The 23,515-nt window shown below is 69.8% G+C and carries 18 protein-coding genes and 6 pseudogenes; 10 read left to right on the forward strand and 14 right to left on the reverse strand.

Annotated features, from left to right (window positions below):
* Positions 1 to 46: 46 nt before the first annotated feature.
* Positions 47 to 1,468, forward strand: a complete 1,422-nt coding sequence (locus ACWFR1_RS10845; RefSeq protein WP_453548957.1) for an RtcB family protein — start codon at positions 47 to 49, stop codon at positions 1,466 to 1,468.
* Here the strand turns inward: ACWFR1_RS10845 and ACWFR1_RS10850 are convergent.
* Entirely contained in the window at positions 1,458 to 1,736 is a 279-nt protein-coding gene (locus tag ACWFR1_RS10850; protein ID WP_453548960.1) for a CBS domain-containing protein, read from the reverse strand. The genes ACWFR1_RS10845 and ACWFR1_RS10850 overlap by 11 nt on opposite strands.
* Positions 1,736 to 2,613, reverse strand: a pseudogene (locus tag ACWFR1_RS10855) (universal stress protein). The gene ACWFR1_RS10850 and the pseudogene ACWFR1_RS10855 overlap by 1 nt, the downstream one beginning before the upstream one ends.
* A 350-nt stretch (positions 2,614 to 2,963) precedes the next feature.
* On the opposite strand from ACWFR1_RS10855, the gene ACWFR1_RS10860 reads away from it, so the two are divergent.
* Together ACWFR1_RS10860 and ACWFR1_RS10865 are read left to right on the forward strand one after the other, a co-directional pair.
* The gene (locus tag ACWFR1_RS10860; RefSeq protein ID WP_453548962.1) at positions 2,964 to 3,425 is read left to right on the forward strand and encodes an Hsp20/alpha crystallin family protein; all 462 of its coding nucleotides are present in this window, start codon (positions 2,964 to 2,966) and stop codon (positions 3,423 to 3,425) included.
* Positions 3,426 to 3,525: 100 nt separating this feature from the next.
* A complete protein-coding gene (locus ACWFR1_RS10865) occupies positions 3,526 to 4,158 on the forward strand; it encodes an Rv1733c family protein (protein ID WP_453548964.1) in 633 nt (210 codons plus the stop codon).
* A gap of 98 nt (positions 4,159 to 4,256) precedes the next feature.
* Here ACWFR1_RS10865 and ACWFR1_RS10870 read toward each other — a convergent pair whose 3' ends face one another.
* On the reverse strand, positions 4,257 to 4,463 hold the full coding sequence (locus tag ACWFR1_RS10870) for a DUF1918 domain-containing protein (RefSeq protein WP_453548966.1): 207 nt from the start codon (positions 4,461 to 4,463) through the stop codon (positions 4,257 to 4,259).
* 279 nt (positions 4,464 to 4,742) lie between these two features.
* On the opposite strand from ACWFR1_RS10870, the gene ACWFR1_RS10875 reads away from it, so the two are divergent.
* Positions 4,743 to 5,864, forward strand: coding sequence for a baeRF2 domain-containing protein (locus ACWFR1_RS10875; RefSeq protein WP_453548969.1), 1,122 nt, complete (start codon positions 4,743 to 4,745; stop codon positions 5,862 to 5,864).
* A 211-nt stretch (positions 5,865 to 6,075) separates the two neighbouring features.
* Here the strand turns inward: ACWFR1_RS10875 and ACWFR1_RS10880 are convergent, their stop codons facing one another.
* A complete protein-coding gene (locus tag ACWFR1_RS10880; protein WP_453548972.1) occupies positions 6,076 to 7,311 on the reverse strand; it encodes a PP2C family protein-serine/threonine phosphatase in 1,236 nt (411 codons plus the stop codon).
* 437 nt (positions 7,312 to 7,748) lie between these two features.
* On the opposite strand from ACWFR1_RS10880, the gene ACWFR1_RS10885 reads away from it, so the two are divergent.
* Positions 7,749 to 9,332 carry a hypothetical protein gene (locus tag ACWFR1_RS10885; protein WP_453548975.1) on the forward strand — a complete coding sequence of 528 codons (1,584 nt, stop codon included), beginning with the start codon at positions 7,749 to 7,751 and terminating at the stop codon, positions 9,330 to 9,332.
* A 148-nt stretch (positions 9,333 to 9,480) separates the two neighbouring features.
* On the forward strand, positions 9,481 to 10,377 hold the full coding sequence (locus ACWFR1_RS10890; RefSeq protein WP_453548978.1) for an alpha/beta fold hydrolase: 897 nt from the start codon (positions 9,481 to 9,483) through the stop codon (positions 10,375 to 10,377).
* 141 nt (positions 10,378 to 10,518) lie between these two features.
* Here the strand turns inward: ACWFR1_RS10890 and ACWFR1_RS10895 are convergent, their stop codons facing one another.
* Together ACWFR1_RS10895 and ACWFR1_RS10900 are read right to left on the reverse strand one after the other, a co-directional pair.
* On the reverse strand, positions 10,519 to 11,931 hold the full coding sequence (locus ACWFR1_RS10895; protein ID WP_453548980.1) for an amino acid permease: 1,413 nt from the start codon (positions 11,929 to 11,931) through the stop codon (positions 10,519 to 10,521).
* Positions 11,932 to 12,152: 221 nt separating this feature from the next.
* Positions 12,153 to 12,707 (reverse strand): annotated as a pseudogene (locus ACWFR1_RS10900) (transposase); the annotation flags it as partial.
* 361 nt (positions 12,708 to 13,068) lie between these two features.
* Here ACWFR1_RS10900 and ACWFR1_RS10905 point away from each other — a divergent pair.
* Positions 13,069 to 14,136: a hypothetical protein gene (locus tag ACWFR1_RS10905; protein WP_453548982.1), complete on the forward strand. Its 1,068-nt coding sequence runs from the start codon at positions 13,069 to 13,071 to the stop codon at positions 14,134 to 14,136.
* Between the two features lie 144 nt (positions 14,137 to 14,280).
* On the opposite strand, the pseudogene ACWFR1_RS10910 reads toward ACWFR1_RS10905, so the two are convergent.
* The 4 genes and pseudogenes from ACWFR1_RS10910 to ACWFR1_RS10925 form a co-directional block, all read right to left on the reverse strand.
* Positions 14,281 to 14,603 (reverse strand): annotated as a pseudogene (locus ACWFR1_RS10910) (transposase family protein); the annotation flags it as partial.
* Between the two features lie 164 nt (positions 14,604 to 14,767).
* Positions 14,768 to 15,769: a 1-phosphofructokinase family hexose kinase gene (locus tag ACWFR1_RS10915; RefSeq protein WP_453548984.1), complete on the reverse strand. Its 1,002-nt coding sequence runs from the start codon at positions 15,767 to 15,769 to the stop codon at positions 14,768 to 14,770.
* A 465-nt stretch (positions 15,770 to 16,234) separates the two neighbouring features.
* Positions 16,235 to 16,879, reverse strand: a complete 645-nt coding sequence (locus tag ACWFR1_RS10920) for a protein-L-isoaspartate(D-aspartate) O-methyltransferase (RefSeq protein WP_453548987.1) — start codon at positions 16,877 to 16,879, stop codon at positions 16,235 to 16,237.
* Between the two features lie 15 nt (positions 16,880 to 16,894).
* The gene (locus ACWFR1_RS10925; RefSeq protein ID WP_453548989.1) at positions 16,895 to 17,266 is read right to left on the reverse strand and encodes a hypothetical protein; all 372 of its coding nucleotides are present in this window, start codon (positions 17,264 to 17,266) and stop codon (positions 16,895 to 16,897) included.
* Between the two features lie 222 nt (positions 17,267 to 17,488).
* On the opposite strand from ACWFR1_RS10925, the gene ACWFR1_RS10930 reads away from it, so the two are divergent.
* A complete protein-coding gene (locus tag ACWFR1_RS10930; RefSeq protein ID WP_453548992.1) occupies positions 17,489 to 18,025 on the forward strand; it encodes an allene oxide cyclase barrel-like domain-containing protein in 537 nt (178 codons plus the stop codon).
* A gap of 13 nt (positions 18,026 to 18,038) precedes the next feature.
* On the opposite strand, the gene ACWFR1_RS10935 is transcribed toward ACWFR1_RS10930, so the two are convergent.
* Positions 18,039 to 18,335: a DUF3303 domain-containing protein gene (locus tag ACWFR1_RS10935; protein WP_453548995.1), complete on the reverse strand. Its 297-nt coding sequence runs from the start codon at positions 18,333 to 18,335 to the stop codon at positions 18,039 to 18,041.
* Between the two features lie 559 nt (positions 18,336 to 18,894).
* Positions 18,895 to 20,217, reverse strand: a complete 1,323-nt coding sequence (locus tag ACWFR1_RS10940; RefSeq protein WP_453549008.1) for a PP2C family protein-serine/threonine phosphatase — start codon at positions 20,215 to 20,217, stop codon at positions 18,895 to 18,897.
* A 637-nt stretch (positions 20,218 to 20,854) separates the two neighbouring features.
* Here ACWFR1_RS10940 and ACWFR1_RS10945 point away from each other — a divergent pair.
* Together ACWFR1_RS10945 and ACWFR1_RS10950 are read left to right on the forward strand one after the other, a co-directional pair.
* Positions 20,855 to 22,388, forward strand: a pseudogene (locus ACWFR1_RS10945) (ISL3 family transposase).
* Between the two features lie 56 nt (positions 22,389 to 22,444).
* Positions 22,445 to 22,816 (forward strand): annotated as a pseudogene (locus tag ACWFR1_RS10950) (transposase); the annotation flags it as partial.
* Between the two features lie 21 nt (positions 22,817 to 22,837).
* Here the strand turns inward: ACWFR1_RS10950 and ACWFR1_RS10955 are convergent.
* Both ACWFR1_RS10955 and ACWFR1_RS10960 read right to left on the reverse strand, forming a co-directional pair.
* Positions 22,838 to 23,146: an immunity 53 family protein gene (locus ACWFR1_RS10955; RefSeq protein WP_453548997.1), complete on the reverse strand. Its 309-nt coding sequence runs from the start codon at positions 23,144 to 23,146 to the stop codon at positions 22,838 to 22,840.
* 180 nt (positions 23,147 to 23,326) lie between these two features.
* A pseudogene (locus ACWFR1_RS10960) lies at positions 23,327 to 23,515 on the reverse strand (IS701 family transposase); the annotation flags it as partial.

The following is a 23,515-nucleotide window of genomic DNA, read 5'->3' on the forward strand; positions in this document are numbered from 1 at the left end:
CGCCGAGCGTCTACTGGAGTCACGGGCCCGGGAAGGGACGACGGGCATGGATATCACCCTGGTCGAGGAGACACCGTTCCGCTTCCGCGTCGAGCGGCAGGCGTCGATGCGCGTGCCCGGAGTGGTGTTCGCGACGCGGGACCTGCTGCCGCAGGCGACGGGGGACAAGGCGCTGGAACAGGTCGTGAACGTGGCGACGCTGCCGGGCATCGTCCGTGCCTCCTACGCCATGCCCGATGTGCACTGGGGGTACGGCTTTCCGATCGGTGGCGTGGCGGCCACGGATGTCGATGCCGGCGGGGTGGTCTCGCCAGGCGGTGTCGGCTTCGACATCTCCTGCGGCGTCCGGCTGCTCGCCGCCGGCATCGACCGTGATCCGCTCGCTCCTCGGATGCGGCGCCTGATGGACATCCTCGGCGACACCGTTCCGCGCGGCCTGGGCCCCGGCGGACTGTGGAAGCTGTCCGGGCGCTCGCTGGAGGGACTCATGGTCGGCGGGGCCGCGTACGCGGTCGAGCACGGCCGGGGTGTGCCCCGCGACCTGGAGCGCTGCGAGGACGGCGGGACGCTGGCGGGGGCGGATCCGTCGCAGGTCGGCCAGCGGGCGGTGGACCGGGGGCTGCGGCAGGTGGGGAGCCTTGGGTCAGCCAATCACTTCCTGGAGGTGCAGGCCGTGGAGCGGGTGTACGACGATGCCGCGGCGACCGCCTTCGGGCTGCACACAGGTCAGGTGTGCGTCATGATCCACTGTGGTTCGCGCGGCCTGGGGCACCAGGTGTGCAGCGATCACGTCCGTGTGATGGACCAGTCCCTGCGCTCCTTCGGCATCGAGCTGCCGGACCGGCAGTTGGCCTGCGCGCCCGCCGTCTCCACCCCTGGCCGCGCCTATCTGGGGGCGATGGCAGCCGCCGCCAATTACGGACGCGCCAATCGGCAGCTGCTCACCGAGGCCGCGCGTCACGCGTTCGCCGTCGTCTCGGGGGAAGGACTCGACCTGGTCTACGACGTCTCGCACAACATGGCGAAGATCGAGACCCACGAGGTGGACGGCGTACGGCGCCGGCTGTGCGTCCACCGCAAGGGCGCGACCCGGGCCCTGCCGCCCGGCCACCCGGACCTGCCCGACGACCTGGCCGAGGCCGGACAGCCGGTACTGGTTCCCGGCACCATGGGGACCGCCTCGTACGTCATGGCCGGCACCGCCGGCAACGACGCCTTCTGGTCCTCCGCCCACGGTGCCGGACGCGTCTGGAGCCGCCACCAGGCACTGCGCCGGGTACGTGGCGAGGAGCTGCACGACGAGCTGGAGTCCCACGGCATCGCGGTCCGGCCGAAGTCCTGGCGTGCGCTGGCCGAGGAGGCGCCCGACGCCTACAAGGACGTCGACGCCGTGGCCGCCGCCACGGAGGGCGCGGGGCTCGCCCGGCTGGTCGCCCGCCTGGTACCGCTCGGGGTCGTCAAGGGGTGAAGGAGCGCCTGCCCGCGGTCACGCCCCCCCGCGCACGAGTGTCCGCGGAGGGCGGCCCGGGTGGTTCCTCCAGGACGCTCCAGGCGACCGGACCCAGCAGGTCGGCCAGTCGCCGGAAGACGTCGATGAGCATGTCGTCCACGGTGAGGACGCCCACGACCCGGTGCCCGTCCACCACGGGCAGGCGCCGGACCCCGGATCTACGGAAGGTCCGGTACGCCGTGTGGATGTCGTCGGTGGCGCTCACCGTGATCACCGGCGAGGTCATCACCGCATCGACCGCCTCGGCCGAGTCCAGGCCCCTGGCCAGAGCACCCATGCAGCGGCATGGGCCACGGGACCGAGGCGTGGTGCGAGCGGCGGGCGATGCTTGCGCCGTCCGACGACCAGCAGCTCGGCACCCTCTGCGGCGCGCACGACGGCCTCGGCCGGGCTTTCGAGCCGTACGGCGTCGACCGGCTCCACGCCGGGGAATTTCTCGCGCCAGGGGCGCAGGACCTGATCCAGCTGCTTCCGCGTCTCCTCCGTGATCTCCTCGGTGACCTCGTGGTCCACGCCCCACGGCGTGTGCGCATGGAGCGGCAGGCTTCGGCCGTGGACGACCTGGAGGGGCACGTTGCGGGCCGCGGCGGACTCGAAGGCGAAGGCGAGCAGGTCGTCGCAGGGGCCGTGCAGCTTCAGCGCGACCACGACGCCGCCGGCGGCGTCGGGCGACGTGCCCTTGTCGCGGGGCGCGGGACGGACCAGGACCACGGGCCGCGTGGCCCGTGCCACGACGGCCATGCTGACGGGCCGAGGAAGTAGCTCTCGGCGGACGTCAGGCCACGCGAGCCGAGCACGGTCAGCTCGGCCTCCGACGCCGCCTTCACCAGAGCGTCCTGCGCGTCGTCGGCGACCAGGTTGCCGACGATCACGAGGCCCGGATGGCGGGACTGGAGTTCCGCCTGAGCCTTGGGCACGAGCTGCTTCGCCCAGTAGTTCTGGTCGATCTCCGATGCGGCGTGGACCGGCTCGGGCGCGAGCATCGGCCAGGCGTGCATCAGGCGCAGCGTGACCTTGCGCCGCTCGGCCTCGTCGGCGGCCCAGTGAGCGGCCGCGAGGCTCTCGGGCGAGCCGTCGAGGCCGACCGTGACGACGGGCTCCATGTCGACTGCCTCCCTCTTGTACGACGCGGGTAAGGAGGGGCGCGCGGGTGCCGGCAACCGAGGGCCGAACCGCGCCCCTTCCTCTCATTCGAGGAGTACCCCAGATCGTCCGGCCGCGCATGCGGGCCGCGACGTGACCCGGCTCGGGAGCGCTGCGGGCCCGATCTCGCCCACCTCTCATGCCGCGCGAGCGGGAACCCCGTCGAAGCTGTGCTCCGGAGGGGCCGATCGGTCCCCGCGAGCCGTGCCCGTTCGGCCCCTTCCCGGGCCCGTCCGGCACTCCGAGACGACGCCGACGGGCGGGAGACTGGGGCTGACAGGTCGATCCACGACGCAAGGAGCGAACGGTCATGGCAAGCGACATGGAACGGCGTCGCAGCTTCTTCCCCGATTTCCCCGACGTCAGGGACTGGTTCGGTGACTTTCCCCGGCCGATGTGGCGGACCGCTTTCGGCCGGCACGCCATCCCGATCGAGGTGACGAGCGGGGAGGGACAGTATGTGCTGAAGGCGGAGCTGCCCGGTGTGGACCCGGACAAGGACATCACCATCACCGTGGACGGCGACATGCTCACGGTCAGCGCCGAGCACGAGGAGAGCAGCGAGACGAAGGACCACTCCGAGTTCCGCTACGGCTCCTTCGAGCGCGCGGTACGCCTGCCGGAGACGATCGACCCCGAGGACGTGAAGGCCGAGTACGCCGACGGCATTCTCACCGTCAGCGTCTCCATACGGCAGCCCCAGGAGAGCCGCTCCCACACCGTTCCCGTGACGCGCGCAGGGGGATCCGGCGAGGCGGAATCCACCGCATGAAACCCCGTCGGATCCCGGATCCACCCCTGCGGGCCGACACCATCACACCGCGCTGAGCCCGTGCGGGCCCGGCGGGGGCCGTCCCCCTTGGAGGCCCGCCATGCGCGACGGAACGACACCGCCCCCAGGGCGGCCGCAGCGGCCCTGGCACGACGGCCGGAACGACGACGCTGCCGGTCCTCACGGCAACCCTCTGGGCCGTCCGTGCGACCGGCTCCGTTTCCGCTGGCATGTCGGCCTCGCCCTCGCGGTGCTCATCAGCCTGATCTGCGGCGGGATCGTGGGGGCCCGCATGTGGAGCGACGCGGGACGAACCGCCCGTGACGAGGCCGCCCACCGCCACGAGACCACCGCGACCACCCTCGCCCGCGCCACCAGTGCGCCGACTGCGGCCCGCTTCGGCACGCCCACCACCCTCGTCGCCGCCTCCTGGAGCGCCCCCGACGGCACACCGCGCACCGGCAAGATCGCCGTCCAGTCGCGTACCGCAGAAGGCACCGCGGTGACGATCTGGGTCGACGACGCCGGGGCGGTCACCCGCGCTCCACGCAGTACGGCCGAAGGACAGTTCGGCGCCGTCGCCGGCGGTACGTTCGTCGCCGGGGCGCTTGCCCTGACCTCGGCCGGCGTGGTCGGCCTGCGACTGCGGCGCACCGAGGCCGCCGCCCTGGACGACTGGGAGAGCGAGTGGGCCGTCGTGGAACCGCTGTGGACCCACCGCGGGCGTACCTGAACCGGGCCGGAGCGGTGAGTACCGTGCGGTGTCCTCGGTAGTCGGCAACCCTGGTCACCGCGGGCGCTGAAGCCGGTCACCGTCGTTCGCGACGGGGGCTACCCGGATGAGGGATCGCGTACCGGACCGGGCTCGACCACGCAGCCGGAGCCGGGAAAGATCTCTGACTCGTGACCGTCCTCGTAGCGCACCCGATAGGGCGCTTCCCCGTCGTGGCCGAGCACTTTCACGACGGTGGCACGGTGTTCGGGCGTTCCCACGGTTCTGCCGGTGAAACGCAGCACGTCGCCTTCGTGTGCTTTCATCGAGGCTCACCTCCTTCGCTGCCGTTTTCTTCTCTTTGACCAGGATGACGCCGAGTGGCAGTTCGTGGGGAAGGGTCGTTCGGGTACCTCCGGGAGGGGGGGCCGGTGATCAGGTTGGTGTGAGACGCGACGCGGCTCGTTCCGCAGGGCGGGCGAGGCTCCTGGAGCAGGCGCATCCTGGAGTTGGAACGAATCGCGGTGCCCACCCGAACGTGTCTCGGTGCGGCGGCATCCCGGGGCATGGTGGCACGTGGCGCCGAAGCTCTCTCGGGAGCAACCATGAGACTGACCTTCCTCGAACCCCTCTACAGCCAGCCGGGTCCCTTCGCGTCCGTCTACCTGGACACGTCCCGCGATACCGCCGTCGAGCATCCCGATGCCGCCATGGAACTACGCCGACGCCACCTCCGGGACGCCCTGATGTCAGAGGGGGCTGATCAGGAATCCGTCACGGCAGTGAGTGGCACGGTGGGCAGCGACAGAGACATCCCCGGCACCCACGGGCAGGCGGTCTTCACCGCGCATGGGCGGCTTGCCCTGCTGGACGAGCTGCCCGTACCGCCTCCACGGGACACCGCGCGTTTCGGGACCCTGCCGGACACGATGCCGCTGATCGTCCAGCACGCGCCCGCAATCCCCTACCTGGCGTTGAACGTCCGGTACGGCGGCCGTCACTCCACGGAGGCTGCCGACACGGTACGGATCGACGCCGAAGCCGGCACATGGCCCCTGACCAGGGTCACGCCCGGACACCGTCTCCACGAGGAGGTCCCCGCCACCGACTGGCTGAACGCCGCCACAGAGTTCGGCCGGGAATTGGAAGGCCACGCGCGGCACATCGACGCCGAATCGGTGGTCGTCGCAGGAGACGTCTGGGCCCGCGGCATCCTCATCCGCAGGCTTCCGGCTTCCCTGCGCGGGCACGTCACCACCGTCGAGGGCGCCGGTGAGCTGAGCCCGGGACGGGCCCTGCTGGAGCGGCAGCTCGACGGCCTCTTCGAAGGGCGCATGGCCGCGCACGACCAGGTGCTGCTGGATGCTTTCCTCGCCGGGCGTGCCCACGACGGAGCCGCCGCGGAGGGCCTCGTCGCCGCCATATCGGCGTTGCAACGCGGCCAGGTCAAGGCCCTCTTCCTCAACAGCCACCCCGAGTCGTCGCTCCGCCTGTGGGTCGGCCCGGAACCCGGTCAGATCGCCGTCACGGAACAGGAACTGCGCTCCTACGGCATACAGGAGATCAGCGAGGAACGGACCGACGCGGCCCTGGCCCGCGCCCTCGTCGGCACGGGAGCCGAACTGGTCGTGGTACCCGAGCGGAAGCTGCGACTGAATGACGGCGTGGCCGTGCTGCTGCGTTACCCCAACCCCCATCCCCGGCACGAACCGGCTTCCGGGTACTGACTGCTGCCGGTCAGTGGCCCGCTGCCGGCCATGGCGCTGTGCCTGTCCCGGGTGTGGCGAAGCCGGGCCTTCGCCGAGGCGCTCGACTCCGACAGGGGAGCGCGCTCCTGGACGTCTTGGCCTCGGAGGGAGCCGCCGAGCGGGCCCTAGCGGCGTGCGCCGGCGACCACGGCGGCCGGAACCGGCCTCGTGACGGGGCGGACCCCCACGTTCACAAGCGGATGACGATGAGGGCGGTGTCGTCGGTGAGGCCGGCCGGGGGGACGAGATCCGTCAGCAGCCTGTCGGCGAGCCGGTCCGGGTCCGCGGCGTCGTGGCGGGTGATCGATTCGGCGAGCCGGTCGAGTCCGGTGTCGATGTCCTCTCGTCGGCGCTCGATCAGACCGTCGGTATAGAGGACGAGGACGGAGCCCTCGGCGAAGTCGATGGAGGCCTGCGGACGTGTGGTGTGTTCGGGGCGCGCGCCGAGCGGAGGGTCGGTGGCCTGGTCGAGGTAGATGACGGTGCCGTCCGGGTGCCGCAGGACGGGCGGGGGGTGGCCGGCGCTGCTGTAGGTGAGCGTGTGGGTGTTCCAGTCGATGAACACGGATGCGGCAGTGGTGGATTCGGCGCCGTCGACGGAGCGGGCGTACAGGCCGAGGACCTCCAGAGCCTGGGCGGGGCCGTCGGCGACCCGGGAAGCGGCGGACAGGGCGCTGCGGAGCTGGCCCATGACGCCGGCCGCGCGAAGGCCGTGGCCGACGACGTCGCCGACCGCGACGGCCGTACGGCCGCCGCCGGGCAGGTCGACGAGGTCGTACCAGTCGCCGCACACGTTCAGGGCCCCCACCGCCGGCCGGTAGCGCACCGCGGCGCGGTGATGGCCGAGCGGGCGGGGCGCGGGCAGCATCGCCTCCTGCAGGTGGATCGCGACCTCGCGCTCCCGGGCGTGGGCCTGGCGCAGGCGCTCGTTGACCTCCTGCAACTCCCGCGCACGGGTGTACAGCTCGGCTTCGAGGACCTGCGCACGGTCCCCGCCTGCGCGGCCGCCCCGGGCACGGATGAGTTCGGTGACCTCCTCGACCCGGTGCAGCAGCAGCGCCACGGTGCCGTCCGGGGCGAGAACGGGAACGTTGACCGGACTCCAGTACCGCTCCTCCCACACCCCGGGCCGGTCGGGATACTCCACGTCGTAGCGCTGCAGGGCCATGGTGTCGGGCTCCCCGGTGGCCGCGACGCGCCGCAGTGAGGCGTACAGGTTGCGCATCCCGGTGGCGGAGGGGTCGTTGGGATTGTCGGGGAAGACGTCGAACAGGTAGCGGCCGATCACCTGCTCGCGGGTCCGGCCCGACATCGACAAGAACGCCTCGTTCGCGTCCGCGTACACCAGGTCAGGCGTCAGCAGCGCCACTGCCCCCGGCAGCGCGTGGAAGACCGCCTGGTAGTCGATTCCGGCCCTGCTCACCATCCATCTGCCCACACCACGACGTCCCGATCACGTTCTTCCGTCACGGTAGGCACTGTCGGTGCACTGGCTGGGCGCGGCCAGCCCGGCGTGGGCCGTTTGGCCCCAGGCGAGTACGGTCCGCCGCCGACCCGCGCCACAAAGTGATGCGCACCGCGACACACGCCGGAGGTGCACTTCGGACACGGATGGTGCGTGGCAGACTGCGAAGCCATCGCAGCCCCGTCGTCTGTCGAAGACCTGAGGTCTTGGACGGACGAGAGAGCTTTGTCATTCCCGACCACGCCCTGCCCGCCCAAGAGGCCGGATCAGCAGACCTGCGGCAGCCCTGCCTTCCCGGCGGCGCGACGGCGCCCGTTGCCGGCCGACCGTTGTCGTCGTGATCTGCGGAATCGGGGTCGAGGACCATGCGAGAACCGTGAAACGAATCGAGGACGGTCGTGAAGAGAACTGAGGACGGAGTGCCTGGAGGGGTCTCCCGCCGGGATGTCTTCAAGGTCTCCGGAGCGGCTCTGGGTGGCCTGGCCCTCGGGACCGCCATGGCGGGTACCGCGGCGGGCGGGGAGCTCACCGCGACGGGGCAGACGCCCCCGATGCAGCAGTGTGACGAGAACGGCTGCAACTACCCCGTGGATCCCGAGTCCACGCAGCGGTACAGCTATCCGGACAGGCTGAAGAAGTTCACACCGGACATGCAGCCGGATCTCGCCGACGACGAGATGCGCATCACCTTCCTGGGGACCGCGTTCCCGACGTCGCCGGGGCGCCGTGCCCAGCAGTTGATGAGTATCTTCGTGGAGGTCGGCCCGTGGCTTCCGGACCCCGACGGGGGATTCGGGAAGGCGACGGACTCGTTCGTCTTCGACTGCGGAGCCGGGGCGATCGCGAACTACGGTGCGATGGGGATCTCGCTCGGCAGGATGGACAAGATCTTCCTTTCCCACCTGCACGGCGACCACATGAGCGACCTCACTCCCATCTACTGCTTCGGCCCCGCGTACGACCGCCACTGGCCTTTGTACGTCTGGGGACAGAGCCGTTCGGGCGTTGCGAACCCGAGCGGGAGCCCCAAGTACTACGAGGACGGGCTCAACGACTTCTGCAAGCACTTCCGCGAGGCCATGCGGTGGCACACCGAAGCCTTCAGCTTCCTGCCGACGGGCTTCCCGGGCTACGAGATCCCCACCCAACAGGACTGGAACACCCCGGTACCCCTCCAGCCGGTCGGTGAGGACGCCGCCAACGACGCGTACGGGCTCGTCCCCATCGAGCTGGACTGGACGAAAACCGGGCTCGACGCGAACGGGAACCCCGACTACGAGAACATCGCCTACCGCAACAACGGCGTCACGATCACGCACTTCCCGGTGATCCACGACCGGAAGGGCTCGATGGGCTACAAGCTCGAGTGGAACGGCCTGTCCATGATCTACACGAGCGACACCAGGCCCGAGACGATCAGCATCAAGCAGGCCCACAACGGCGGTAAGGGCGTGGATGTGTTCATCCACGAGATGATCCTTCCGCCGGAGCTCCTCGCGATGAAGAACATGGGCCTCACCTTCCCCGACTACTCGGTTCCAGGCTTCAAGGAGCTCGTCGCGGGGGCAGCGGCGGTCGAAGCGAGCTCGCACACCCCGCAGGGGGCCTTCGGGTATCTGCTGAGCCAGATCGACCCCCGTCCCGACCTCACGGTCATCGCGCACTTCCCAGTGGCCGACGACACCGTCGCATGCGCGATGAACAGCGTGCGGAACCACTTCCCCCACGGCCGCTACCCGAAGTTCGGCAAGGACATCGTCTGGTCCACCGACCTGATGGTGCTGAAGGTGAAGAAGGGGCGGGACGGCAGGCCGCCCAAGATCGAGCAGCTCATCGGAGAGGTCTCGGACTACACCTATGCGGCGCCGGGCAATGCGTCGTCGCCGCTCAGCCCGCCGAAGTACGCGAGTCCTACCGCGCAGCTCGACACGACGAACCTGATCAGGCCCGGCGCGGACACCTACTGCGCAAACGGGTACTGACGCGGTGGTCCAGAGCTCCTGGCGGCTCAGTCGCGGGCCGGTGGCGTGGCCGGCGACTGCGGCCTGGACCACGCCCTGGACGACGCCCCCCCGTGCCTGCCGACGGGAGATCGACGGTCTGCGGAGTCCTACGGCGAGGAGGACTGAGGTGCAGGAGTTCGAGACCAGGTTCGTGACCCTTGCGGACGGCCGCCGACTCGCCTACGCCGAGTTCGGCGATCCCAGGGGCTGGCCGGTCCTCAATTGCCATGGAGGCCTGATCGGGCGGCTCGATGTCGTGAGCGCGGCAGGCGAGGCTCACGCCCTCGGGATCCGACTCGTCTCGCCGGACAGGCCCGGCGTCGGCCGCTCCGATCCCAAGCCGGGCCGGACGACCGGGGACTGGGCCTCGGACGTGGCAGAGTTGGCCGACGTGCTCGGGATCGAGCGCTTCTCCGTCTATGGCTGCTCGATGGGAGGCCAGTACGCGCTTGCGTGTGCGGCGGTCCTGGGAGCGAGGGTGGAGCGGGTGGCGTTCGCCTCTGGGGCGGTACCGCTGGACGACCCGCGCGCTCTCGCCGAGCTGAACCGCGGCGATCGCGCACTGACCTGGCTGGCGCGGAGAGCTTCGCCGCTTGCAGGCGGCGTCTTCGCCGCCAGCGGACGGCTTTCCCGCTGGATGCCGGGCCTCACTACGGAAATGACGGTGCGTCTCTTCGCTGCCCCGGACCGGGAGGCGATCGGCAGGATGGGCATCGCGTTCGCGCACGCCACCGCCGACGCGATGCGGCAGCCTCGGGGGATGGTCGAGGAGTACCGCGCGTGGGCGCGGCCATGGGGCTTTCGGCCCGAGGATGTGGAGACCCCTGTGGACCTCTGGTTCGGAGTCGAGGACCGGCTCGTTCCAGCGAGTTGGCATGAGCGGCTCGCACGGCGGCTGCCGCACGCGGAGCTGCACGTCATGGACGGCTCGGGGCACCTGGTCGCCTACGACCGCTGGCGAGAGGTGCTGTCCCGGCTCGATCCGCGTGCGGCCTCATGGCACCCGGGGAAGCCGCCCGAGTAGCCTCCGGAGCGGTCAACGGTCCCGATGGCCTGCATCGCCGGAGCGAAACCGACGGCGAACCGCGGCTCGTCGCACACCTCTGTGGTGACGCCCTTCCCCGCGCGCTGCAGCGTGCGGGGGATGGCCATGCAGGGCTTCTCCCTACCGGCGGGCCAGTTCCGACCGGCGATAGGAGTATCCGAAGTACACGCCCAGTCCGATCACGAACCACACGGCGAAGCGCACCCATGTCTGCCAGTGCAGGAAGGTGATGAGCCACAGTGAGAAGGCGACCCCGATCGCCGGCACCACCGGCGTCCCGGGCGTGCGGAAGGTGCGCGGCAGGTCGGGCTGCCGGTGGCGCAGCACGATGACCGCCACGCACACCACGACGAATGCCAGCAGGATGCCGATGTTAGTCAGTTCGGCTGCCGCGGTGATCGGCAGAAAACCGGCGATGACCGCCGACACCGCTCCGACGATCCAGGTCACGCGCGTGGGCACGTGCCGTGTGGGATGGGTCTTGGCGAACCATTTCGGCAGCAGCCCGTCGCGGCTCATCGCGAACCACACGCGGGTGACGCCCAGCATGAAGGTGAACATCACGGTGAGGATGCCGATGATCGCACCGACCGCGATGACGTCGGCGATGCCGTCGAGTCCGACGGACTTGAACGCTGTCGAGAACCCGCTCTCCGGGTCGATGTCCTGGTAGTTCTGCATGCCGGTCAGCACCATGCAGGCCGCCACGTAGAGCACCATCGAGAGGGACAGCGAGAGGATGATCGCCTTCGGCATGTGACGTCGGGCATCGCGGGACTCCTCGGCCGCCGTGCTCATGGCGTCGTACCCGAACACGGCGAAGAAGACCGTCGCGGCTCCGGTGAACGCTCCGCTGACCCCGAACGGGAAGAACGGGTGGTAGTTCGCGGTGTCGATGTGGAAGGCGCCGACGCCGATGACGAGCAGGACCACCAGGACCTTCAGCACCACCACGGTGGTCTCGAAGCGTGCCGCCCTCCTGATCCCGAGATTCAGCAGGTACGCGATGAGCAGGCACAGCAGGGCGGCGAACAGGTCGACCCGGTGCCCGGCACCTGTGCCGGGCGCTCCCAGCATCCACGCCGGCAGTTCGACGCCCGCCTCGCCGACCAGGAAGGCGAAGTATCCGGAGATGCCGATGGAGACGACAGCCACGATCGCCGTGTACTCGAGCAGTAGATCCCAGCCGATGAACCAGCCCGGGAGTTCGCCGAGCACCGTGTACGCGTACGTGTAAGCCGAACCCGCCCTGGGGATCAGTCCGGCGAACTCCGCGTACGAGAGTGCAGCGGCGGCGCTGGCCACGCCCGCGATGAGGAACGACACCACGACCGCCGGGCCGGCCGTGTCCCTGGCGACCGCGCCCGCGAGCGCGAAGATGCCCGCACCGATGATCCCGCCAAGGCCGAGCGCGGTGAGCTGCCACAACCCCAGGGCCCGTTCCAGCCGCGTGCCCTCGGTGGCGTCGGTCTCCTCGATGAGCTCGATGGGTTTGCGACGCAGGACACCTCGGCCTGCCCCGAGACCGGCCACTGGACATCACCTCTTCCTCCGCGGCAGCCGCTCCGAGCCGACCATGACGGCGGTCGAGGCCCTGTCGTGCTGTGAGACGAGGACGAAATACCGCCTCCGGCCATTGCGCCGGGCTGACGACCGCGACCGCGCCGCGGGGAGGATCCAAGGTATCGCCGCCTGGGCGACCTCCAGGCTCGGGCTCGCCGACGAAGCCCCAGCGCCTGCTGGGCGACGATTGGGTCTGTCAATCCCACCGGACAGACCGGGGCGAGGGGCCGGTTCTGCCACTCGGCCATTCCGTCGAGGACCTTGTCGGTGATCGTGGAGATCGTCTGGCGGGAGACCTCGGTGCCATAGGCCTCGGCAAGGTGGGCCTGGGCCTCGCCGGTGGTCAGGCCCTTCGCCGACAGGGAGATGACCATCTCATCCACGCCGGTCAGGCGTCTCTGCCGCTTCTTGACGATCTTCGGCTCGAACGACCCGTCCCGGTCAGGCGGCACGGATGTCTCCACCGGCCCGACATCGGTCAGCACGGTCTTCGACCGGGTGCCGTTGCGGGAGTTCGCCGGATCGTGCATGTCATAGCCGAGGTGGTCGGTGATCTCGCCCTCCGACGCAGACTCCAGCAGCCGCTTCGTCAGCTGCTGGAGCAACCCGCCCTCGCCCGTCAGCTGCAAGCCCTCGGCCTGGGCCCGGGACACCAGCTCGTCGATCAGGCGGTCATCCACCGCCTTCGCCGGCTGCGGCTCGGACGGCTCGACGGGCTCGGCCTCGGTCGCGTTCTCACTGGTCATCGAGGCATCCTCCGTGATCGGGAGTTACACCGAACGACGGTCCCCTACCGAGCCGCCAGCCGGCCGTAGTGATCAGCAGCCTTCGTGTGCCGACGTCGCCGTCAGCCCGGCGCCGGGCCTGCCGGGACCGCGGCTCTCCGGGCCGTTGTCTTCGGCTGCTGGGGCGAACGCCTCGGTCCAAGGGCCGGGGCAATTGGAAGCGCTCGGCCAGGCGGAGGTCGGCCGAACGAGGGCTTCGACGTGCCGGGCGCATTGGCCCGAGGTACCAATGACATCGCAGCGCGGTCGCCACTGTGCGTTGCGACACGATCACTGTGAGCTTCGAATGTGTCGGCTCGACGACAGACAAGGAATCCCGCCCATGAAGCCCTCCATGCGTACTCGCGGCATCGCTGCTGCGCTCGGTCTCGGATTGTCCCTGGTGGTGCTGCCCGCGATCCCGGCCCAGGCTGAGCCCAGGGCCGCCGTCCCCTGCAACGTGACCGCCCTGCGGGACGCGATCATCGCGTCGAACAGCAGCGGTGCCAGCCTGTCCCTCGCGCGGAACTGTACGTACACGCTCACCGACGCCTACTCGGGCGTGGACGGCCTGCCTGAGGTCACCGGCACCTACACCATCACCGGCGTCGGCGTCACCATCCGCCGCTCGTCCAGCGCCGAGTTCCGCATCCTGCACGTGGGGCCGACGGGCCGGCTCACCCTCAACCAGGTCACCCTCACAGGCGGCCAGACCGAGGCCGTGTCCGGAGCGGGGATCTTCAACGAGGGCACCCTCTCCATGACGCAGGTCACGGTGAGGGACACCCGAACGCAGTACGGGTTCGGCGGCGCCGTCAGCAACGAGGGAACGCTCTCCATGCAACGCGGCGCTCTGACAGACAACACCGGGTACCTGGGCGGCGGCATCCTCAACTGCGGCGACAGTGCGACGCTGAACAACGTCACGGTCTCCCGTAACTCCGCCGAGAACGGCGGCGGACTCAACAACAACTGCCAGAGCAGCATGACCCTGAACGCCACGAGGGTCCAGGGCAACAGCAGCCCCGAGGGCGGCGGCATCATCAACTGGAACTCGCTGCGGGCCACCGGCACCAGGATCGTCTCGAACACCGGCAACTTCGGGGGCGGCATTCAGGCGGCGCGCGGCACCGTGCTGCTCACGAACAGCCGCGTGACCGACAACGCGGCCAGCTACCAGGGGGGCGGCATCTACGTGGCGACCTACCTCGGCGGGGCGGTGACCCTCTCCAACACCACGGTCGAGAACAACACGCCGGACAACTGCTTCCCACCGGGGAGCGTCGTCGGCTGCAGCAACGTGACCACGGCTGCCGCCGTGTCTTCCAGGCTGAGGTACGTCGCCCCGGAGGCTCACGCGAAGGTCCGGGAACAGCTCGACAAGCACCCGGACATCCGTATCGCCGGATGACCTGAGCCCCACACGCACCGGACCAGGCCCGTCCACGACGCACCGCGTCATGGACGGGCCGGTCTCGCGACGGGGAAAACCCGTCGGGGCGCGGTCCACCGCTACGACGGGCGCGAACGCAAGCCACGCGGCCCCCCTGGCCGCGACTGTGCGTGAGGTTCCGGCGGCGGTCAGGTCGTGCGTGCGGCCCGGCAGGGCGGGCGAGAGGCACAGCAGCCGGCCGCCGGGGTCGGTGACGACCCGCATGTTCACGCCGTGGCGCCGGTGTTTGTGGGCGTAGTGGCCCGGCCGTCGCCGACCCGGTCGCACTCGGCGAGGGTGCCGTCGAGCAGGATGAAGTCGGGATCGTGCTCGCGCAGCGTCATGAGCGGACCCGGTGATCGTTCGGCGTGCAGGTCGGCGACCGCGCGGGTGGCCCACTCCACGAGCGCATGCGGCAGGTCAATTGCGGCAGGATGGATGACCAACGAGGCCCCCGAGCAACGTGATGGAGACGTCAGACGTCTCGATCAACAGCCCCGGGGCCTCGCTCTTTGCGCTTCACGGCCCATCACCCGATCGGTGGCCAACTCGAAGAAGCTCAATGAGCCTCACTGAGGGGGCAGGCGCGGCACTCACAGCACGCGAGTTCTCACGCATGCGCCTGGAACCTGCTCTTCACCTCGGGCCGGAGCGATCGGGCCAGTTCTGGGTCGAAGGGCTCGGTGCTGGGGGTGAGCATCGCTGCGGCAGCCACGGCCACCCCCAGGGCGCAGGCGCTGACGGGGTCGTCGCCGGCGGTCAGCCGTGTGGCGATGGCGGCCACCATGCCGTCTCCTGCCCCGGCATCGCTCAACGGCTCGCCGGGCAGCGGTGGCGCGTGCAGTTCGGTATGTCCGTGGCCGGTTGAGCACACCGCGCCCAGCGCTCCCACCGTGGTGACGGCGACTTGCGCGGCTCCTGTGGTGAGCAGGTGCTCGTTGACGGCTCGGGCGTCGTCGAGGCTGAGGATGTCCCGGCCGGTCAGGCTCGCGGCCTCTGTCCGGTTGCATCTGAGGAGGTAGACGCCTTGCGCGAGTGCTCCGTTGAGTGCCGGCCCGGAGGTGTCCAGGATCAGCTGGGATCCGGCTTCCTTGATGCGGCGGGCGACGCTTGCGTAGAAGTCGGCGGGCAGGCCGTCTGGCAGGCTGCCGCTGGCCACGACGTACGGGCAGTCGCCGGCGGCCCGCTCCAGGGCGTCGAGGCACCGCAGCCCGTCGTATTCGCTCAGTCGTGGGCCGGGCGGCACGATGTGGTAGCTGTGGCGCCTTTCGGTCTCGAACAGCACGAGTGCTTCGCGGGTCTCGTCCTCGATGTCGACGGCGACATGGTCGACGCCTTCTTCGTCCAGCAGCCGGTTGAGGCGTAGGCCGACCTCGCCTCCGGCGGTGTGGACGGCGGTGGCCCGTCCTCCGAGCCGTACGACACCACGGGCGACGTTGATCCCTCCGCCCCCGGCGGCCACAGACCTGACCCGGGCGCGGTTCTTGCCGACGGCTGTCAGGTGCCCGACCTCCCAGGCGAGGTCGACGGTGGGGTTGATCGTCAGGGTGAGCACTGACGGCCTGGCGGCCTCGCTCCGCGTGCCCGGGGTCGGCGGCTCGGGGGAACTCATCGTGGTACCTGGGCGGTCGGGCCCATCCGGGCTCGGCGTGCCGTCGGCTGGACATGACCTTGCGTCATCGCGCCCACCTCCGCGGACAGGGAGACGACTCACTTCCCATGCTGGGGCAGGGCGAGGTCACCCGCATGCCGACCCGCTCGGCCCCGCCCGGCCCGGCCCGGGCCGACCTGCACCGCCCTGTATCCGGTGTTCAGAGCCCCGACCCCGGCGTGCCGGGCCGCCGGACCGCTGCGGGCTGTCGTCCGGGAGCCCCCGTCGGTCCCGGCTTCGTCAATGACAACCGCACGATTCACCGGCGCCCGCCCAAGGAGCGTGGGACTATCGGCCCGCTGTAGGGGACCTGGCCGACGTGCGCGGGGGGCTGCGGAGCGCCGAGCCCGCTCATTTCGTACGGCCGGCCGATCGTCGATGCCGTGCACCGTACGGTCAAAGGGCAGGGAACGTGGTCGGTACGTGTCAGCGCTGATCGTAGCCATGGGCACCGTACAGGCGGACGAAGTACGCACGCGTGACCGTCGCGCGGTACATCAGGCCGTGGGCTTGCCGCTCGTACAGCTCTACGTGTTCCCGTCCGCCCGGGCCGATGGGCTGGACGAGCCGGCCACCGGTCCGCAGCTGCGCGACCAGCGGCTCCGGTACCTCGGGGAAGGCCGCGCAGACGATGACGGCGTCGTACGGAGCACGGTCCGGCACTCCGAGGGTTCCGTCGCCGAGGACGACCGTGGCGTTCTCGACGCCCTGCGCGGCGAGTCGGCGGCGGGCCTCCTCGACCAGATCCGGCCGGCGTTCGATGCTGACCACGTACGCGGCGAGGCGGGCCAGTAGCGCGGTCTGCCAGCCGTAGCCGGTGCCGATCTCCAGGACGCGTTCGCTGCCGGTGAGGCCGAGTGCGGACACCATCATGGCGACCAGTGAGGGCTGGGTGGTCACCTGGTCGTGGGGGAGAGGTACGGGCGTGTCCCGGTAAGCGGATGCCCTGTGCTCGGCGGGCACGAACTCCGCCCTCGGGGTGACCCGGACAGCCTTGAGCAGCCGTTCGTCCGTGACCCCTGCGGCCCGCGCCGCTCGGACCAGATCCTCGGGAGATGACGTGTGCTTCATGGGCCAGAGCCATGTTCAGGCGAGGCCGGCGATCAGCAGGAGCACTGCCGAGCAGGTCAGCAGCACGGGACAGATCTTGAACCAGATGACGCTCGTGCGGGCGCCGGTGAAGGCCGTGAGCACCGCGAGGACGAGCAGCGCTCCGGCGATGACACGGTATGCCCAGTCGGCGGTGGACGTCCCACCGCCGACTGCGGTGACGACGATGACCAATGCGGCGAAGGACCACATGGTCACCGCCTCGGCCAGCCATTCCTGGACCAGGATCCGGCGGTTGTCCGTGGAGATCTCCCCGAATCCGCTGACGACGGCGCGGGTCGGGATCGCGTGCGAAACCCCCCACAGACCGACCAAGCCGGCGGCGACATACGCGAGAACCTCTTCCATGCTCCCAGGGTCCGCTCGCGGCCCGTCCCGCGCTACTCAGTCGGTCTCCCCAGTGAGGCCACCTGGCGGCTCCGTCCGTCTCGCGTCCTCGTCCCGATCCCCTCGACGGAGGACCTCACCCGTCTGCGGCCTTTGATGCGACGGGTGGGCGGACGGTGTGGTGATCTGTGACTGCCCCCCCCGACGCAGGAACCCTGCATCCACCCTGAGGAGTTCGAAAGAATGCGCTGTGTTGCGATGCGCGGCCGGTCCCTCGCGGCCGGCCTGGCCATGGTGTTCTCGGCCGTTGCTCCCGTTCAGGCTGCGGAGGCGCCCCCGGCCGGAACGGCTTCTGCGGGAGACCATCCGCCGCGAGAGGAGGTCCTCCATGTCACGTCGAGGATCGTCCAGGCGAGTTACCAGGGGCCGGAGGGGTTCGTGCAAGGCGCGACGCTGATCCTGTCCGAGGACCTCTTCCGGAACGACGTCAAGATCGGACACAACGGCGGGGTGTGCACCGTGTCCGCCACCCGCCCGGACGGTACCGGCGATGCCCAGTGCACCATCACCTCCGCCCTGCCCGACGGGGACATCGCCTTCCAGGGCTTGTTTCCCGTTGCCGCCGGACAGGTGGGAGGTGTCACCAGGGCCGTGCCGGCCGGGGACTTCGAAGCCGCCATCACCGGCGGCACCGGCCGCTATCGCACAGCGAGAGGCTTCATGCACGGCCACCCCGTCGATGACCGGACCACGCGAGTGGAGGTCCACGTGATCAGGTGAGCGCGTCCTGCTCTCACGCTCGCCGCTGCTCGAGGACGGACGGTCCGATCCGCAGTCCTTCCTCGGCGGTGACCGCGGGATGGGTCACCACCTGGAAACCGTCCCCCCATGTCAGGCCGATGTCCAGGATGGGCGCGAAGTCATCGGCTTCGAAGATCACGACGATCGCCGCGTCCTCGGAGGCTGTCCAGTACTCGCCGCGGACGTTGATTCCGCTCGGGTATTGCCACTGCGCGCGCCGAATCAGGATGGCGTCGCGCTGTTCGCGGGTGAGTCCTGGCTGCCATCGCATGGTCATGACGTAGAGCACGGTCAGGCCTCCCTTGAGGAAGCCGCGCACCTCGCGCGGCGTTCTAACGGCGCGGAACTCTCGGGCCCTCTCAGGAGCGTAAGCGTGGCTGCCCTCTGCCGCATGTGGACGCCGACAGGCCCGGCCGCGTACACGACGGTGACGGCGTGTCGGCGGACGAGAAGGGCCTCCCCAAGGTGGACCGCCGAAGCTGGCAACATGCGCCCATCACGCGGGGACTTCTCGCACCAGGTTCAGCGAAGTGACGAAGGCGCCTACCTCGTGCGGGAACCCGTCAGCCCTTGGGGGCGTTCGGTTTCGACGACATCACCGAGGGTGTGGCGGTCATGGTCTACGAGCGTCCGGGACGGTGGTCGCCATGGGCGGCCTTGGTGAGTCGACCAAGGTAGGGACGGCCTGCCGCCTTGAGGTGCTCGTCCCCGATGTCCCTACCGGCCGGGGCTTCTGCAAGGTGGAGATCACCCACCGAGGACTCTCCAGATCAGCGAGGAGGACGCGATGAGCGGAGCTTTCGGAGGCACCCTGAAGCGCACCATGGAGTGCCCGAGCGCTCGCGCTTTCACGTGTGCGGGGTGCGGAGGGCGAGGATGGCCATGTCGTCGTGGCCGTCGCTGGGGTGGTGGTCGGCCAGGGCGTCGACGAAGTCCTGCAGGGGCAGGCCGATGTAGGCGATGGCGAGTTCGGCGAGTCGGTCCAGGCCGTCGTCGATGGGGTGGGCGGGGTGTTCGACGAGTCCGTCGGTGTAGAAGACCGCGGTGGCTCCTGGCAGCAAGGGGTGGGTGTGGTCGGGGCGGGGCTCTTCGGTGTTCACGGCGAGGGGCAGGCCGGGTTCGGCGTGCAGGTATCGCGTCTGCCGGTCGGGGGTGATCAGGAGCGGGGGGAGGTGGCCTGCGGTACTCCAGTGCAGGGTCCAGCCGTCTCGTGCCGGTTCGATGCGGGCGAGGCACGCGGTGGTGACGGGCAGGTCGGTGATGGCGTGCAGGGTGCGGTCGAGCTGGTGCAGTACGGAGCTGGGCGGGGTGAGGCGGTCGTAGAGCAGTGCGCGGAGCATGCTGCGGGTCTGGGCCATGGCCGCGGCGGCGTGCAGGTCGTGGCCGACGACGTCGCCGATGACGACGGCGCAGGCGTTGTCGGGCAGCCAGATGGCGTCGTACCAGTCGCCGCCGAGGTGGCCGGGTGTGGGGGCGGGGCGGTAGACGGCGGCGCTGGTGAACGGGTGCAGGTCGGGCAGGGTGGGCAGCAGGAGCCGCTGGAAGTGCTCGGCGCTGTCGCGGACCTGGTCGAGCAGCCGCATGTTCTCGATCGCGATGCCGGCGGCGCCGGCCAGAGTGACGACGATGTCCTCGTCCTCGCGGTCGAAGGGGAGGCCGTCACGGCGCTCGGACAGGTACAGGTCGCCGTAGATCGTGCCCCGCACACTGATGGCGACCCCCAGCAGCGTGCGCATCGGCGGGTGGCCGGGCGGGAACCCGACGGAGGCCGGGTGGGAGGCGATGTCGTCGACCCGCAGCGGCCGGGGGTTGCGGATCAGATGCCCGAGAACACCGCGCCCGCGGGGGAAGTCGGTTCCGGACAGGTCGGCGCGCTCGGACTCGGACAGTCCGGCGGTGATGAACTGCTCCAACTCCTCGCCGGACTCGTCCAGCACGCCCAGCGCCCCGTAGCGGGCGCCGGTCAGGTCCATGGCGGTGGTGACGAACCGCTGCAGCACCGCCGGCAGGTCCTCTTCCCGGCTCAGGGCCAGGACCGCGTCGAGCAGGCCCTGCAACCGGTCCTTGGCCTTCGCCAGGTCCCGCAGCTTTCCGGCGATCGCGTCCAGCTGGGCATCCAGCCGCAGCCGCAGGTCGGGAAGAGACGCCTGCTCCGACTCCTCGCCGTCCATCATCACGCGGCCGTTCGATGTCCGCGGGCGGCGGCTCTGGGCCTGCGGGAACCGGTGTTCGTCCTGCCGGTGACCGACTCGAACGCGAGCAGATGGGCGGGACAGGAGGGAGGCAGCTGCTGCATGAGAGGCATCGTGCCAGGCCGGACACCGGGTGACGGGCGTTGACGCGGAGCGTGTCCCGCGCAGGGCAGGGCGTCGGCTCCCCGGACCGGCCGTATGAGGCGTGATCAGCGGACGCGACCCTGTCGCTGGGGAATCGCGGCGGGAGGCCGGGAGGCGCGGGGCGTTCCGTGTTGCGGGGCGGGCGGAGGACCGGCGAGCTCAGCGGCAGTGTCGGCGAGTTGGGAGAGGGCGTCGTGGGCGACCCCGGCGGACAGGCGGATGGCCCATGCCGCCTGGTTGAGGTCTTTGCTCCCGTACAAGGTCCACCGGTCGTCGGTGGCGTGGGGGCTGTGCTCGAAAGCGATGGTGCGGTTCGGGGAGCGCCAGGTCGTCCAGGCTGGGTGGTTCGACGGATGCCATCCGGCGTTCCGCAGTTGCTCGTGCGGCTCCGTGGCTCACGGGGTCTGTAAAACGAACGGCTCTGTCTCACTTTCGGTGGTGACGCAGCGTGCTGGCGGGTCGTTGGTATGGCGTGTGTGACATCAACGAGCTTGTAGACGTGGTGTTTTCGGGACTGTCCCCGCTGGTCATCGAAGACGTTGTGGACGAGGGCGGGTTGGTCCTGGTGCGGGCACGTACACCGCAGGACCCGGTGCCGTGCCCGAACTGCGAGGCGCCGTCCGGCCGATTGCACGGCCATCACCTGCGGACGGTGGCCGATGTGGCGGTGGACGGGCGGCGAGTGGTGGTTCGTGTACGGGTGCGGCGTCTGGTGTGTCCCACGCTCGGCTGCCGCCACACCTTCCGCGAGCAAATGCCCGGGGTGCTGGAGCGATATCAACGCCGCACCGCACGATTGACCAGGCAGGTCAGGGCCGTGGTGAAGGAGTTAGCGGGCCGGGCGGGTGCACGTCTGCTGGCGGCCCTGGCCATGCGCCTGTCGCGTCACACCGCCCTGCGCGCCCTGCTGCGTATCCCGCTGCCCAGGTCGCGGGTGCCCCGTGTGATCGGTGTCGATGACTTCGCTCTGCGCCGGCGTCACCGCTATGCCACCGTGCTGATCGATGCCGAAACCCACGAGCGGATCGATGTGCTGCCCGACCGCACGGCCGACACCCTGGAGGCGTGGCTGCGCGAGCATCCGGGCGTCGAGGTCGTGTGCCGCGACGGCTCGACGACCTACGCCGAAGCCATCCATCGCGCCCTGCCCGACGCCGTGCAGGTCGCCGACCGCTGGCATTTGTGGAACAACCTGTGCGAGGCCGCTCTGAGCGAGGTCAAGGCCCACAGCAGCTGCTGGGCCACAGTGCTGGACGCACCCCTGCACGACGGGCCCCGCGCACAGACCACCCTCGAGCGCTGGCACCAGGTCCACGCCCTGCTCGACCAAGGCGTAGGCCTGCTCGAATGCGCCCGCCGTCTACAACTGGCACTGAACACCGTCAAACGCTACGCCCGCGCCGATCAGCCCGAGCGGATGCTCCGCGTTCCCAAGTACCGTTCCAGTCTTGTCGACCCCTACCGTGAGCACCTGCGCAAACGCCGCGCCGAAGATCCCGCCGTCCCCGTCCTGCACCTCTTCGAGGTGATCAAGACCCTCGGGTTCACGGGCTGTCGCAACCTCCTGCGCAAGTGCATCAACCAAGGCCGTGCGGATTCCGACCGCAGCCACATCTCTCCGCGCCGACTCGCCCGGATGCTGCTCAGCAGGCCCGACGGCCTCAAGGCCGAGCATCAAGACCTCCTGGCCCGGCTCACCGCCGCCTGCCCCGAGATGACCCAGCTCGCCGCCCGCATCCGATTTCGCCCAGCTCTTGGTGCCTGACCCAGGAAACGCCGACGCTCTCGAGCACTGGATCGCCGAGGTCCGCGCAGCCGACCTGCCCCATCTGCACGCTTTCACCCGAGGCCTGGAGCGGGACCGCGACGCCGTGATCGCCGCCTTCACGCTCCCACACCACAATGGTGGAACCGAGGGCGTTAACAACAAGACCAAGCTGATCAAGCGACAGATGTACGGCCGCGCCGGGTTCCCGATCCTCCGCCACCGCATCCTCCCGGGATGACATCACTCTCCGCTACCACCGAAAGTGAGCCAGAGCCGTTCGATTGACAGACCCCCTTGAGGACGATCCGGGCGGCCCGTCCAGACGGCGCCCCGATCTACGTGATCCTCGACAACCTCTCCGCCCACACGAACTGGCGGATGAAACGGTGGGCGGTCAAGAACAAGGTCGAGCTGTGCTTCACCCCGACCTACGCCTCCTGGGCGAACCCCATCGAGGCCCACTTCGGACCGCTGCGACAGTTCACCCTCGCCAACTCGAACCACCCCAACCACACCGTCCAGACCCAGGCCCTGCACGCCTACCTGCGCTGGCGGAACAAGAACGCCCGCCACCCCGACGTCCTCGCCGCCCAACGACGCGAACGCGCTCGCATTCGCAGCGAGAAGAGCATCCGATGGGGCGGCCGACCCGCGCTCGCAGCGTGACGGCCTCGCCAGTCACATCACTTACGGGACACTCACCGTCGCCCAGACCCGAAACAGCGTGAGGGCCTCGGTCAGGTTGCCGGGTCCACACGCGATACGAAACTCCCTCTCGGCCGTCCGGGCCATCACCCAGTCGTGCTCACCCCGAGTGACCCGCTGTTGGGGATACTCCCGGTCCGCCAAGTCCGTCTCCTCAAGATCAATCTTGACGGCCCAGCCCGGGTTGTCGAGCGTCTCGATCTTCACGCCCCATTCGTGTTCCCAGTCGCCATCGCACTGTGAGGCGTACCAGCTCTGCAACCAGTCAAGGACATGCTCGGATTCGGACATGGACGCAGATGCTAAGCGAACCGCGCGTGAACCGACCAACCCGGTGAACCTTCCCGGTCAGAGCACTAGTAGTGCTTGGTCAGGTTGGTTTGGTGCTTGGTATGTCGCGGTGGCAGGTGGGGCAGGCGCCGGTCCATGTCGCGAGGAGGGTCTGTAGCTCGCGGACGACGCGGTAGAGGCTCAGGCCGGCGCCGTGTCTTTTGGGGCTCTGGCCAGTCGTTGCAGGGTGCAGAAGGCGTGCGCGACGGAGACGAGGGTGACGTGGTGGTGCCAGCCGCCCCAGGTGCGGCCCTCGAAGTGGGCCAGGCCCAGGGCCTGTTTCATCTCGCGGTAGTCGTGTTCGATGCGCCAGCGGAGCTTGGCCAGGCG

The organism is Streptomyces sp. NPDC055103, assembly GCF_053607625.1.

Bases quoted from the DNA above. Each gene is read 5' to 3' on its own strand.
- ACWFR1_RS10845 (WP_453548957.1), top strand. From the start codon at position 47: ATGGATATCACCCTGGTCGAGGAGACACCGTTCCGCTTCCGCGTCGAG.
- ACWFR1_RS10850 (WP_453548960.1), bottom strand. From the start codon at position 1,736: ATGACCTCGCCGGTGATCACGGTGAGCGCCACCGACGACATCCACACG.
- ACWFR1_RS10860 (WP_453548962.1), top strand. From the start codon at position 2,964: ATGGCAAGCGACATGGAACGGCGTCGCAGCTTCTTCCCCGATTTCCCC.
- ACWFR1_RS10865 (WP_453548964.1), top strand. From the start codon at position 3,526: ATGCGCGACGGAACGACACCGCCCCCAGGGCGGCCGCAGCGGCCCTGG.
- ACWFR1_RS10870 (WP_453548966.1), bottom strand. From the start codon at position 4,463: ATGAAAGCACACGAAGGCGACGTGCTGCGTTTCACCGGCAGAACCGTG.
- ACWFR1_RS10875 (WP_453548969.1), top strand. From the start codon at position 4,743: ATGAGACTGACCTTCCTCGAACCCCTCTACAGCCAGCCGGGTCCCTTC.
- ACWFR1_RS10880 (WP_453548972.1), bottom strand. From the start codon at position 7,311: ATGGTGAGCAGGGCCGGAATCGACTACCAGGCGGTCTTCCACGCGCTG.
- ACWFR1_RS10905 (WP_453548982.1), top strand. From the start codon at position 13,069: ATGAAGCCCTCCATGCGTACTCGCGGCATCGCTGCTGCGCTCGGTCTC.
- ACWFR1_RS10915 (WP_453548984.1), bottom strand. From the start codon at position 15,769: ATGAGTTCCCCCGAGCCGCCGACCCCGGGCACGCGGAGCGAGGCCGCC.
- ACWFR1_RS10920 (WP_453548987.1), bottom strand. From the start codon at position 16,879: ATGAAGCACACGTCATCTCCCGAGGATCTGGTCCGAGCGGCGCGGGCC.
- ACWFR1_RS10925 (WP_453548989.1), bottom strand. From the start codon at position 17,266: ATGGAAGAGGTTCTCGCGTATGTCGCCGCCGGCTTGGTCGGTCTGTGG.
- ACWFR1_RS10930 (WP_453548992.1), top strand. From the start codon at position 17,489: ATGCGCTGTGTTGCGATGCGCGGCCGGTCCCTCGCGGCCGGCCTGGCC.
- ACWFR1_RS10940 (WP_453549008.1), bottom strand. From the start codon at position 20,217: ATGGACGGCGAGGAGTCGGAGCAGGCGTCTCTTCCCGACCTGCGGCTG.
- ACWFR1_RS10955 (WP_453548997.1), bottom strand. From the start codon at position 23,146: ATGTCCGAATCCGAGCATGTCCTTGACTGGTTGCAGAGCTGGTACGCC.